Origin of the sequence: Streptomyces sp. NPDC021019 (assembly GCF_044333295.1) — a bacterium.
Taxonomy (GTDB): Bacteria; Actinomycetota; Actinomycetes; order Streptomycetales; family Streptomycetaceae; genus Streptomyces.
This window is the reverse complement of the sequence record NZ_JBIRQR010000013.1, coordinates 15,621-27,575: the sequence shown is the minus strand read 5'-3', so window position 1 is coordinate 27,575 and position 11,955 is coordinate 15,621. Positions and strand designations below refer to the sequence as shown.

The window sequence follows — 11,955 nt, the reverse complement described above, 5'->3', positions numbered from 1 at the left end:
GGACGGGCGGCACAGACCGGGGGCGGGACCGGACGTCCGGGCTGTCTCAGGTGGCGATCCCAGCGACGGTGACGGCCTCCTGGAGCACGTCGACCAGCATGGGCATGGTCAGCCGGCCCGTGAAGGTGTTGCGCTGGCTGGGATGGTAGCTGCCCAGCAGGTGCAGCTCCTGTCGACGCCCGGTGGCGGGCAGCACGGCCCGGGCGCCATGTCCGAAGGCGGGGCGCGGACGCGGAATCTCCCACCCCGCCTCCGTGAGGGCGGGAAGCAGCGCCTGCCAGCCGAAGCCACCGAGGACGACCACCGCGGCCAGCCCCGGACTCAGCAGGTCCAGCTCCGCGGCGAGCCAGGGACGACAGGTGTCGCGTTCCTCGGGGGTCGGCCGGTTGGCCGGAGGCGCGCAGTGTACGGGCGAGGTCAGTCGTACGCCACGCAGACGCAGCCCGTCCTCGGCGTGGACCGAGGACGGCTGCGAGGCGAGGCCCACCGTGTGCAGCGCGGAGAAGAGGAAGTCGCCGGTCGCGTCACCGGTGAACATCCGCCCGGTCCTGTTGCCGCCATGGGCCGCGGGCGCCAGCCCCACCACCGCCACCCTGGCGTCCGCCGGGCCGAAGCCCGGCACCGGTCGCGCCCAGTAGTCCTGGTCCCGGAAAGCGGCGCGCTTGACCCCGCCGACCTCCTCGCGCCAGGCCACGAGCCGCGGACAGGCGCGGCAGTGGGGAACGAGGCCGTCGAGCTCGGCGAGCCCGGTGCACGAGGGCGCGTGCCGCGCCGGGAATCCCCGGTCGTCGGCCGCCGCCACCGGGTCCGTCGCCTCGTCCATGCCTCCAAGCTACTTCCCGGCCCGCCCCGGTGCCGTCGGGGGATGCAGCAGCCGGGCGAGCAGGTCGTCCAGGCTCACCAGCCCGGTGAGCCCACCCTCCCCGTCGCGGACGACGGCGATCGTGGCCCGGCGCTCGCGCAGCTGCTCCACCGCGTGTGCCGCGGTCGCGTCCGGGGCCAGTTCCGGGACGGGACGGGCCAGGTCGCGGGCGAGGACGTCCCGGCCTCCGGCACGGGCCACGAGGGCGTCCCGGGCGTGCACCGATCCGAGGATCTCCTCCCCGTCGCGTACCAGCAGGCGGGTGCGGTCGGCCTCGGCGGCGGTGGCCAGGATCCGGTCGAGCCCCGCGTCCGCCGGAACAGTCGCGATCCGCTCCACGGGCGTCCGGAGCACCGAGACCGGGGTCCCCGGCTCGGTCAGGGACCTGGTCATCAGTCCGGAGTCGCCCTTGCTGATCAGACCGAGGCGCTCGGACTCCTCGATCAGGTGGGTGAGCTGGTCGCGGTTGTGCACCGAGGCGAGTTCGTCGCGCGGGGTGACCCGGCACAGCCGCACGAGGGCGTTGCTGATCGCGTTCAGCAGCCGGATCAGCGGGCGTACGGCGCCCACCACGGCGCGGAAGGCGGGGCTCAGCAGCATCGCGGAGCGCTCCGGGTGGGCGATGGCCCAGGATTTCGGGGCCATTTCGCCGATCACCATGTGCAGGAAGACGACGACGGTCATCGCCAGCGCGAAGGCGATGCCGTAGCTGAGGGCCGCGGGCAGTCCGAGCCGCTCCAGCAGCGGGTCCAGCTCGTGGGAGATCGCGGGCTTGGACACGGAGCCCAGGCCCAGGGTGCAGATGGTGATGCCGAGCTGGGCTCCGGCGAGCATCAGCGACAGCTCGCGCATCCCGTCGAGCGCGGCCTTGGCCCCGCGCTGCCCCCGGGCGGCGGCCTGTTCCATGCGGTGTCGCTTGGAGGCGACCAGGGCGAATTCTGCTGCGACGAAGAATCCGCTGCCGATCAGGAGCAGGACCGTCACGAAGAGCGCCATGGGGAAGCTCATGCCTGCGGCTCCTGTTCGGTGGGTCCGGTGGGTTCCCCACGTTCCGTGGGTTCGGTGGGTTCGATGCGGACGTACTCGGCGACGTGCCGGTCGAGGGTGCGCACCTCGATCCGGACCGCGCCGACGGTGAGCCGGTCGCCCACGGTGGGAAAGCGTCCGAGCCGGTCGATGATCAGCCCGGCCAGCGTGTCGTAGTCCTCGCTCTCCTGGGGCAGTGCGACGCCGGTGGCCTCCTCGATCTCGTCGAGGCGGCGGCCCGCGTCCACGATCCAGCCGGAGCCGTCGGCGACCGCGAGTTCGACGACGGTGTCGGACTCGTCGGCGATGTCCCCGACGAGTTCCTCGGCGATGTCCTCGTACGTGACGATCCCGGCGAGGCCACCGTGCTCGTCGAGGACGACGGCGAACTCGTCGTCGCGCTCACGCATCTGCGCGACCGCCGCCGGGAGTCTGAGGAGCTCCGGCAGCAGAAGGGGGCGGCGGGCCAGGGAGCCTACGGTGGTGCGACCGACCTCGGCCGCGGGCAGCCGCATCAGCTCCCGCACGCCGAGGACTCCGGCGGGGTCGTCCGGGTGGTCCCCGAGCACCGGGTAGTTGGAGTGCCCGTGCCGGGCGATCAGTTCGACCGCCTCGGCTGCGAGGGCGTCCCGGCGGACGAACGCCACGTCGGCGCGGGGGATCATCACCTCGCCCAGGTTCCGCTCGGAGAACTCCAGCGCGTGGTCCATGAGTTCGGCCGTGGCGGCCGGGAGCTCGCCCTGTTCGCGGGATTCACCGATGAGGTGGCCCAGCTCCTCCAGGGTCGCGCCGTGGTGGAGCTCCTCGACCGGTTCGATGCCGATGCGGCGGAGCAGCCGGTTGGCGACGCCGTCGAAGACGTGGACCACGGGGCCGACGATCCGCAGGTAGATCAGGGTGGAGGAGGCGAGGGACTTCGCCATGCTCTCGGGCACGGCCAGGGCGAGGTTCTTGGGGGCGAGTTCCCCGAGGACCATCTGGATGACGGTCGCCACCACGAACGACAGCGCCACGGAGATGCCCGAGACGAGTCCGTCGGAGAGGCCGGTGCCGCTCAGGGCGGGCCGCAGGAGGGCGGAGACGGACGGTTCCGCGAGGAAGCCGACGACGAGTCCCGTGACGGTGATGCCGAGCTGCGCGCCGGACAGCATGAAGGAGAGCCGCTCCAGCACCTTCACGGCGCGGGCGGCCCTCTTGTCCCCGGCGGCGGCCTCCCGGCCGAGGGTCAGCCGGTCCGCGGAGACGTACGCGAACTCCTGGGCCACGAAGTAGCCGGTCCCGGCGGTGAGGACGAACACGGCCAGCAGGCCGACCAGGGCGGAGGTCATCGGGCACCCGCCCCGCGCGGGAGGCGGCGGGCGGTCCTGCCCGGGGCCGCGGGTCGGTGGCGGTGGGGGTCGGGCCCTGAGGGGCCCGGACTGGCGGACAACGCGTGGCTCCTGTCCGGCTGGGTTCTCCAGCCATGGGTTCGAGTGGGACGCACTCCGGCGGGAGGTGAGCACCCGGGCACGATTCTGCATGCCGGGCGGGTGAGGAACCGCCGTCGACGGGGCCCGCGTTCCGCGGCTGATGAACTCTACAACCCTGTAGCGGCAGGCGTCGGCCCGATCTCCGCCGCTCCGGACCGGGTGTCCGCCCCGGGCTACAGCGGTGTCGCCGCCTCCAGGACGAGGAACAGTGCGACGGCCGCGTTCAGCGCGGACAGCGCGGAGACGGTCGTCCCGGCCGCGGCGACGAGCGCGGCGACACCGGCCGGGGTGAGGGCGGGGGGCCAGCCCCGGTCCGGCGGTACCGGGCCCAGGAGCGCCGCCACCCGGCGAGGTACGGGCCCCACCGCGGCGAAGGCGGCGAAGGCCGCGCCGCCGGGCACCGGGCGGGAGACGAGCGCCGCCTTGCCGACCGCGCGTGCGGTCAGCCGGCGGTCGCCGGTGACCCGGGCCGCTTCCTCGTCCGCCCAGCGTTCCGTGCTGTAGACCAGGGCGCCGAGCAGCGGCCACAGCAGCGGATTGACACAGCCGGCCAGCCGGGTCGCGAGCAACAACCGGTGGTGGCGTCCGGCGAGATGGGCGCGTTCATGGGCGAACAGCGCCCGGCGCTCGGCCGGTTCGAGGGAGGCGAGCAGCGCCGTGGAGACCATCACCCGCCCCGGCGAGCCGGGGAGCGCGTAGGCGTACGGGACGTCGTCGGGCAGCACGGCGACGTCCCCGCCCGGCAGGCCCGCGAGCGTCCGGTGGGCCCGCGCCCGGAAGCGGTAGTGGCGGTGGACGGTGACCCCGCAGGCCACCGTCACGGCGACGAGCGCGAGGATGGACGCCTTGCCCGCGAAGGCGTCGTGCGGCACGGCGTCACGGACCTCGGCGTCGGACCACCCGTCGGGCAACGGGTTGCCGGGCAGCTGGGCCGTGCCCACCACCACCAGCAGTCCGAGACACACCAGGCTGCAGGAGGCGAGGATCACGGCGACAGTGGTCAGCAGCCCGGCGGCCCTGCGGGGGTGCAGGTGCTGTTCGGCCAGGCGCGCGACCGGCAACGCGGTCAGGGGCAGCACGAGGGGCAGGTAGACGAAGACGCCCATCGTCAGCGCTCCGGCCGGTCCGAGGGCGTTCCGGTGTCGTCGGGACCGCTTTCGGCGAGCAGGGCCCGCAGCAGCTCCTCGTCGTGCGAGGAGAGGACGGAGACGAAGCTGGAGAGCACCGCGTCCCGGTCGCTCTGCTTGTCGAGGAGCCGGCGCATCCGCAGGGCGGCGAGCCCCGCCTCGTTCGCCACGGGCTCCCACAGGACGGGGCGGCCCCGTCCGGTGCGCGTGACCGCCTGCTTGGCGTGCAGACGCGTCAGGATCGTGATGACGGTGCTGTACGACAGGCCCGCGCCGAGCCGTTCCAGCACCCAGGCGGCGGTCACCGGCTCACTCGCCCCGCCCAGCACCGACAGCACCTGGGCCTCCAGCTCGCCCTGGCCACGCCTGCGGGCGGGTGACTCCCGCTCGCCCCCGGCTCCTTCGGCGTCCACGGCCCGACCCCTCTCTCCGTCCGTCCGCCCGGCCTTCTCCGTTCGGCCGCCCGGCCGTGGCGTTTCGCCTGCCGGGCGTCGGGAAATCGTATCCACCCGGTGGAGGTACCGGCGACCGCCCGGGGCGGGCCGAACACCTCCTGGCCCGGGAAATCTACAGTGCTGTAGATTTTTCTCGTAGTCGCAGAGCGCCCGCGCCGTCACCCGTGGCGTGGCCGCCATCACGTGAACACCCGTCACCGCACAAGGGAGAACACATCATGGGCGTGAGCCTCGCCAAGGGCGGAAACGTCTCGCTGAGCAAGGAGGCCCCGGGGCTGACCGCGGTCCTCGTCGGTCTCGGCTGGGACGTCCGCACGACCACCGGCACCGACTACGACCTGGACGCGAGCGCGCTGCTCTGCGACGAGGCGGGCAAGGTGCTGTCCAACGAGCACTTCGTCTTCTACAACAACCTCAGGAGCCCCGACGGGTCGGTCGAGCACACCGGCGACAACCTCACCGGTGAGGGTGAGGGCGACGACGAGATCGTCAAGGTCGACCTCGCCTCGGTGCCCGCGACCGTCGCGAAGATCGTCTTCCCGGTCTCGATCCACGACGCGAAGAGCCGGGGGCAGAGCTTCGGCCAGGTGCGCAACGCGTACATCCGGGTGGTGAACCAGGCGGGCGGCGCGGAGATCGCCCGCTACGACCTGAGCGAGGACGCCTCCACCGAGACCGCGATGGTCTTCGGCGAGCTCTACCGGCACGGCGCCGAGTGGAAGTTCCGCGCGGTCGGGCAGGGTTACGCGTCCGGCCTCAGCGGCATCGTCGCCGACTTCGGCGTCAGCCTCTGAGTCGCCGGGATCCTTGAGGCGCACGCCCTACCGTAGACACTCCAGTCACCCAGTCACCGAAGGCGGAACGATGACGATCAACCTCACCAAGGGCCAGCAGGTCAGCCTCACCAAGTCCGGCGGCGGCGAGCTCGGTGTCGTACGGATGGGACTGGGCTGGAAGTCCGCTCCCCGTAAGGGATTCCTGGCGCGGCTGACCGCCCGCGAGATCGACCTGGACGCCTCGGCGGTGCTCTTCGCGGGCCAGGCCCCGCAGGACGTGGTCTTCTTCCAGCACCTGACCAGTGACGACGGTTCGGTCCAGCACACCGGGGACAACCGGGTCGGCGGGGCGGGGCAGGGCGGGGACGACGAGTCCATCGTCGTCGACCTGCGGCGCGTGCCGGTCCATGTTGACCAGATCGTCTTCACGGTGAACTCCTTCACCGGCCAGACCTTCGAGGAGGTCGAGGCGGCCTTCTGCCGTCTGGTCGACGAGAGCAACGGCCAGGAGCTGGCCCGGTACACCCTGACCGGCGGCGGGCGGCACACCGCCCAGATCATGGCCAAGGTCCAGCGGTCCGGCGCGGGCTGGCAGATGACCGCGATCGGGGCGCCGGCGGACGGGCGGACCTTCCAGGACCTCATGCCCGCGGTCGCGCAGCACCTCTAGATCCTTCCGGAAACACCCTTCCAGCACGCTTCGAACGCCTCACCGGACAGCCGCGGAGGTGCGCACGCGGCACGTGCGCGCCCCCGCGGCGCGGTGGCGGAACACCCACACACAGGTGTCGGCACACCTGTGTCGACCGAGGGACAGCATGGGCAGACCCACCCGGCTCGGGGACGAGGACAGCTCCGACTACGGACGCGCACTCGACGAGGTGATCGCCTCCCCGGAGATCCAACGCCTGCTCGAACGCTCGGGAGTCCCCGGCGGCCGGCTGCGCGTCCGGGGCCTGGCCGCCGTGGCACGCACGACGCCCGCGGCCGACGCCGAGTACCGGCGCTACGCGGCCCTGCGGCGGCGCGCCCGGGGCGGACGGCAGAACGCCGGGAGCTCGCCGCTCTCGGGACCGGGCGATCAGGAGCGGCCGGGGGCCGGGATGCTGGCCGTCCTCGGAGTGCTGACGCCGGTGCTCGCCGCCGTGGCCGCGGCGACGTTCCTGCTGCTGGGCTACGGTCTGCGGCTCGCCGGGGCCCTGCCCGACCTGGCGGGCACGCTCGTCGGCGTCGGCTGGTGCAGTCTGGTGGTCACGGCGGCCACGGCCCTGGTCAGCGTCGTCGCCCTCTACCGCACGGCGGCGAAGCAGTCGGCGGACGGCACGGTGACCGAGCCCGACCGGTCACCCGCTGTCGAGCACGCCCGTGAGGCCTGGCTCACGGCGCTGCGCGACCGGGGGATCAGGCCGTTCCTCCTCCAGGAGCTGGCCGGCGCGGCGACGCCCACGCCGGGTGCGGGCCTCGGCTCCCGTTTCAGCTCACCGGCGTTCGCGGGGCCCGACTTCTCCGGTCCGGGGTTCGAGGGATCAGCGCCGCCCGCGCCCCGGCCGCCCGGACCAGAGCGGCCATGACCCGGGTGTCCTCGCCCATCTCCGGGTGCCACTGCACACCGAACACCAGGCTCCCGTGCCCGGCGAGCTCCAGGGCCTCCACGGTCCCGTCGGGTGCGTGGGCGGAGGCCACCAGGCCGCCGCCGAGCCGGTCGACCGCCTGGTGGTGGTAGGCGGGCACCATGGCGGTCTCCGGTACGGCGTCCGCGTAGGCGGTGCCGGGCACGGGGGTCACCGGGTGGCTGCCGAAGACGCCGGGGCCGCCGGTGTGGCCGTCCAGGTGCTGGTGCAGGGTGCCGCCGAGGGCGACGTTCAGCAGCTGCATGCCCCGGCAGATGCCGAGCAGCGGGACCTCCCGTTCGATCGCGGCCCGGATCAACGCCAGCTCCCAGGCGTCGCGTTCGAGGGCCGGGGGGCCCGTACGGGGATCGACGACCGCCCCGTAGCGCGCCGGTTCGACGTCCGCTCCCCCGGCGATCACCAGCCCGTCGAGGGCGGCGACGGTGTCCCGGGCCGCTTCCCGCGCCGCGTCGGGCGGCAGCAGCACGGCGAGCCCGCCCGCCGCCCGGACGAGGCGGGGGTAACCGGCGGGCAGCAGCACCGCGGGCATCTCCCACACCCCCCAGCGGGCCGGGTCCTGGTAGGTGCTGATGCCGATGACGGGCCGGGACATGGAACGTACTCCTCGTGGGATCGGGAGGGCCGGGCGTTGGCGCGGGGCTCAGTCGCGGGCGAGTTCGGCCTCGGCCGCCGCCAGTGCGGCGAACTCCTCCTCCGGGGCCCCCGCGACCAGCCGGTGACGGCTGTAGAAGGCGAAGTAGGCCAGCGCCACCGCGTACACGCCGAGGGCGATGAACGCCGCGTCGCGGTCCACCAGGAAGGTCGCCACCAGCGCCGAGCATGCCAGAACGAAGGCCACGGACGAGGTGAGCGCGCCGCCGGGGGTGCGGTAGGGGCGCGGCAGCTCCGGTTCGCGGCGGCGCAGCACCAGGTGGGAGAGGGCCATGAGGGCGTAGCTGATCGTGGCGCCGAAGACGGCGACGTTCAGCATCCGGCCGCCGTTGCCGCTCCAGGCGGCGAGCGTGAACCCGATGATCCCGGGGATCAGCAGGCCGAGGTAGGGGGACTTGCGCCGGTTGGTCAGCGAGAGGAAGCGCGGCAGGTAGCCGGCCCGGGAGAGGGCGAACAGCTGGCGGGATCCGGCGAAGATCAGGGAGAAGAAGGAGGCCACCAGTCCGGCGAGGCCCGCGTAGTTCACGAAGCGGCTCAGGGCGGTCGGCTCACCGGTGCCCTGCAGGGCCACCACGAGCGGGTTCCCGGCCTCCTTGATGGCGTCGGCTCCCTGGGCGCCGGTGGCGGAGATGAAGGTGATGACGGCCAGGAGGACCAGCACGGCGAGGGAGATGGCCAGGGCCTTGGGCATCGAGCGGACCGGGTCCTTGGCCTCCTCGGCGGCGAGCGGCACGCCCTCCACGCCGAGGAAGAACCACATGCCGAACGGGAAGGCCGCCCAGATCCCGAGGAGTCCGAACGGCAGCCAGGAGGAGGAGCCGAAGGCGGAGGTGTCCGCCGGGATGTCGTTGAGCCGGCCCGCGTCGAACTCGGTGAACGCGCCGACGGCGAAGATCAGCAGCGCGGCCACCGCGATGCCGGTCACCACCAGGCTGAAGCGGAGCGCCTCGCCGACTCCCCAGAGGTGGATGCCGATGAAGATCGCGAAGCAGGCGAGGTAGACGGGCCAGCCGGAGGTGAGGCCGAACAGGCCGAGCGATTCGACGTAGTCGCCGATGAACAGCGCGATCGCGGTGGGCGCGAGGACGTACTCGATGAGGATGGCCGTGCCGGTGAGGAATCCGCCCCAGGTGCCGAGCGCCCGCCGGGCGAAGCCGTAGCCGCCGCCCGCCGTGGGCAGGATGGCGGAGAGTTCGGCCAGCGCGAAGACCAGACACGCGTACATGACGCCCATCAGGACCATGGCGACGGCGAGTCCGCCGAAGCCGCCCTTGGACAGGCCGATGTTCCAGCCGGAGAAGTCGCCGGAGACGACGTAGGCGACGCCGAGCCCGGTCAGCAGGAGCCAGCCGGCACTGCCCCGGCGCAGGGTTCTGCGGTGCAGATACGCGTCCGTGCCGGACGCCCCCGGGCTCGCGTCTCCGGGTGGTCCGGCGGGTGTTTCGGTTCCCTGAGCCATGAGGCGCTCCAGATGTGTGTCGACTTCATCGTGGGAACTGCTTCGATCAAAGGTCCGTCGGCACACCTTTGTGGAACGCGGAGGGAATCGCAAGGGGCGTGCGTTGAAGAGTGGTTGCGGATTCGCGGGGTGACCACGGATGAGAAGCGTGGCCACGGACGCGGAGCGTGGCCACGGATTCACCTACGCGCCGGACACCGGCCGGGAGCGTCCCGCCGATCAGGCCGGCTCAGACGAGGAAGCCGCGCAGCAGGGCCGCCGTGCCTCCGCAGTGCTCGCGCATCATCTCGCGGGCCGCGTCCGCGTCCCGGTCGAGCACCGCCTCGACGACGGCCGCGTGCTGCTGCTGGGAGTGCTCCAGGTTGCGCACCAGCAGCGGGATGCAGGCGAGCAGTTCGTTGAGGGTGGCCCGGACCGCGGCGTACTGCGCGGCGAGCGTGCGGGAGCCGGAGAGTTCGGCGAGCGTGAGGTGGAGCAGGGTGTCCCGGCGGCGGTAGTCCTCGAGCCTGGCGCCCCGCGTCGCGTCGAGCGCGGCCCGCAGCCTGGACCCGCCGCCCGCCGGGAGCCCTTCGGCGCACAGGCCCGCCGCTCCGGCCTCCAGCACCTCGCGGAAGCGCAGGGTGTCCTCCACGTCGACGGCGGCGATGCGGCGGCGCAGTTCGCCGCTGCCGCTGGGGGCCGCGGGGCGCGGCAGGACGAACGTTCCTCCGTAGCGGCCCCGGCGGCTCTCGACCATGTTCTGATCCTGGAGCACCTTGAGGACCTCGCGCAGCGTGACGCGGCTGACCCTCAGGTGCTGGGACAACTCGCGTTCGGAGGGGAGCCGTTCGCCGGGCGGGACCAGCCCGAGGCGCAGGAGCTGGAGGAGCTGCTCCAGCGCCTCCTCGAAGCCGTTGCCCGCGCGGACGGGCCGCAGCACGGAGGCCGGTGGGCCGATCACGGTGTCGCTCCCGCCCCCGGCGGCGTCCACCGCCGCCGCCACCTCCGCCGCCCCTACCGCCGGACGGGTGTCGTCCGCTCTTCCCCTGGTGGCCACTGGCCGATCCCCTTCCCAAGCAATGGTTCCCTGCCATACCTTAAGCCTCCCGGTTCACCCTAGGAGGCATCCCGTGGCAGACCGCACACCCCCGCTCGGCGTCGACGAGCTCCGCTCACGGGTCGCGGACGGGTCGATAGACACCGTGGTGCTGGCCTTCCCGGACATGCAGGGCAGGCTCCAGGGGAAGCGGTTCGCGGCCGGGTTCTTCCTCGACGAGGTGCTGGAGCACGGCACCGAGGGCTGCAACTACCTCCTGACCGTGGACACCGAGATGCGGACCGTCGACGGCTACGCGATGTCCTCGTGGGAGAACGGCTACGGCGACTTCGGCATGGTCCCCGACCCCGCCACCCTGCGCCCCGTCCCCTGGCACGAGGGGACCGCCCTGCTGATCGCGGATCTCGCCTGGCACGACGGCAGTCCGGTGGTGGCGGCCCCGCGCCAGATCCTGCGCCGCCAGCTCGACCGGCTGGCGGAGCTCGGATACACGGCGCAGGTCGGCACGGAGCTGGAGTTCATCGTCTTCCGGGACAGTTACGAGGAGGCCTGGGACCGCGACTACCGCGGGCTGACCCCGGCCAACCAGTACAACATCGACTACTCGATCCTCGGCACCGGCCGCGTCGAGCCGCTGCTGCGCCGGATCCGCAACGAGATGCAGGAGGCCGGGCTGACCGTCGAGTCCGCCAAGGGCGAGTGCAATCCCGGCCAGCACGAGATCGTCTTCCGCTACGACGAGGCGCTCACCACCTGTGACCAGCACGCCGTCTACAAGACAGGCGCCAAGGAGATCGCCGCCCAGGAGGGCGTCTCGCTGACGTTCATGGCCAAGTACGACGAGCGCGAGGGCAACTCCTGCCACATCCACCTCTCGCTGACCGACGCGGACGGCGCGAACCTGATGGCGGGCGAGGGCGAGGGCGGCATGTCCGAGCTGATGCGGCGCTTCCTGGCCGGACAGCTCGCCGCCCTGCGGGACTTCTCCCTCCTCTACGCGCCCACCATCAACTCCTACAAACGCTTCCAGCCCGGCTCCTTCGCCCCCACCGCCGTCGCCTGGGGCGTCGACAACCGCACCTGCGCCCTGCGGGTCGTCGGCCACGGGCGCTCGATGCGCTTCGAGAACCGGCTGCCCGGCGGCGACGTCAACCCGCACCTGGCCGTCGCCGGTCTTGTCGCCGCCGGACTGTACGGGGTCGAGCACGGGCTGGAGCTGCCCGAGGCCTGTACGGGCAACGCGTACACCGGGAACTACGACCAGGTGCCGACGACCCTGCGCGAGGCCGCCGAGCTGTGGGAGGCCAGCCCCATCGCCAAGGAGGCGTTCGGCGAGGAGGTCGTCGCCCACTACCTGAACATGGCCCGGGTCGAACTGACCGCGTACGACTCCGCGGTGACCGACTGGGAACTGCGCCGCTCCTTCGAACGCCTCTGACCACCACTTCCCGATCGGGGCCCGT

Annotated in this window: 12 protein-coding genes; 4 read left to right on the top strand and 8 right to left on the bottom strand. The window is 72.7% G+C overall.

The window, feature by feature from the left end; all coding sequences use genetic code 11:
* Positions 1 to 46 precede the first annotated feature (46 nt).
* The 5 genes from ACH4RG_RS35935 to ACH4RG_RS35915 all read right to left on the bottom strand — a co-directional run bounded on the left by ACH4RG_RS35935 (position 47) and on the right by ACH4RG_RS35915 (position 4,897).
* Complete coding sequence (locus tag ACH4RG_RS35935; RefSeq protein ID WP_398540898.1) at positions 47 to 823, bottom strand: uracil-DNA glycosylase; 777 nt, start codon at positions 821 to 823, stop codon at positions 47 to 49.
* A 9-nt stretch (positions 824 to 832) separates the two neighbouring features.
* A complete protein-coding gene (locus ACH4RG_RS35930) occupies positions 833 to 1,870 on the bottom strand; it encodes a hemolysin family protein (protein ID WP_398540897.1) in 1,038 nt (345 codons plus the stop codon).
* Positions 1,867 to 3,216: a hemolysin family protein gene (locus tag ACH4RG_RS35925; protein ID WP_398540896.1), complete on the bottom strand. Its 1,350-nt coding sequence runs from the start codon at positions 3,214 to 3,216 to the stop codon at positions 1,867 to 1,869. The genes ACH4RG_RS35930 and ACH4RG_RS35925 overlap by 4 nt, the downstream gene beginning before the upstream one ends.
* 314 nt (positions 3,217 to 3,530) lie before the next feature.
* A complete protein-coding gene (locus ACH4RG_RS35920; protein ID WP_397923695.1) occupies positions 3,531 to 4,463 on the bottom strand; it encodes a M56 family metallopeptidase in 933 nt (310 codons plus the stop codon).
* Positions 4,464 to 4,465: 2 nt separating this feature from the next.
* Positions 4,466 to 4,897: a BlaI/MecI/CopY family transcriptional regulator gene (locus tag ACH4RG_RS35915; protein WP_397923693.1), complete on the bottom strand. Its 432-nt coding sequence runs from the start codon at positions 4,895 to 4,897 to the stop codon at positions 4,466 to 4,468.
* A gap of 260 nt (positions 4,898 to 5,157) precedes the next feature.
* Between ACH4RG_RS35915 and ACH4RG_RS35910 the strand changes: the two genes are divergently transcribed.
* From ACH4RG_RS35910 to ACH4RG_RS35900, 3 genes are all read left to right on the top strand, one after another.
* Positions 5,158 to 5,733, top strand: coding sequence for a TerD family protein (locus tag ACH4RG_RS35910; RefSeq protein WP_398540895.1), 576 nt, complete (start codon positions 5,158 to 5,160; stop codon positions 5,731 to 5,733).
* A gap of 70 nt (positions 5,734 to 5,803) precedes the next feature.
* Complete coding sequence (locus ACH4RG_RS35905; RefSeq protein WP_398540894.1) at positions 5,804 to 6,385, top strand: TerD family protein; 582 nt, start codon at positions 5,804 to 5,806, stop codon at positions 6,383 to 6,385.
* A gap of 148 nt (positions 6,386 to 6,533) precedes the next feature.
* Positions 6,534 to 7,286 (top strand): hypothetical protein, encoded by a 753-nt coding sequence (locus tag ACH4RG_RS35900; protein WP_397923687.1) that lies wholly within the window; start codon positions 6,534 to 6,536, stop codon positions 7,284 to 7,286.
* Here the strand turns inward: ACH4RG_RS35900 and ACH4RG_RS35895 are convergent.
* The 3 genes from ACH4RG_RS35895 to ACH4RG_RS35885 all read right to left on the bottom strand — a co-directional run bounded on the left by ACH4RG_RS35895 (position 7,189) and on the right by ACH4RG_RS35885 (position 10,438).
* Positions 7,189 to 7,938, bottom strand: a complete 750-nt coding sequence (locus ACH4RG_RS35895; RefSeq protein WP_397923685.1) for a gamma-glutamyl-gamma-aminobutyrate hydrolase family protein — start codon at positions 7,936 to 7,938, stop codon at positions 7,189 to 7,191. The genes ACH4RG_RS35900 and ACH4RG_RS35895 overlap by 98 nt on opposite strands.
* Positions 7,939 to 7,986: 48 nt before the next feature.
* Positions 7,987 to 9,456, bottom strand: coding sequence for an ethanolamine permease (gene eat / locus ACH4RG_RS35890; protein WP_398540893.1), 1,470 nt, complete (start codon positions 9,454 to 9,456; stop codon positions 7,987 to 7,989).
* Between the two features lie 229 nt (positions 9,457 to 9,685).
* On the bottom strand, positions 9,686 to 10,438 hold the full coding sequence (locus ACH4RG_RS35885) for a FadR/GntR family transcriptional regulator (RefSeq protein WP_398163424.1): 753 nt from the start codon (positions 10,436 to 10,438) through the stop codon (positions 9,686 to 9,688).
* 127 nt (positions 10,439 to 10,565) lie between these two features.
* Between ACH4RG_RS35885 and ACH4RG_RS35880 the strand changes: the two genes are divergently transcribed.
* The gene (locus ACH4RG_RS35880) at positions 10,566 to 11,930 is read left to right on the top strand and encodes a glutamine synthetase family protein (RefSeq protein WP_398540892.1); all 1,365 of its coding nucleotides are present in this window, start codon (positions 10,566 to 10,568) and stop codon (positions 11,928 to 11,930) included.
* Positions 11,931 to 11,955: the final 25 nt, after the last annotated feature.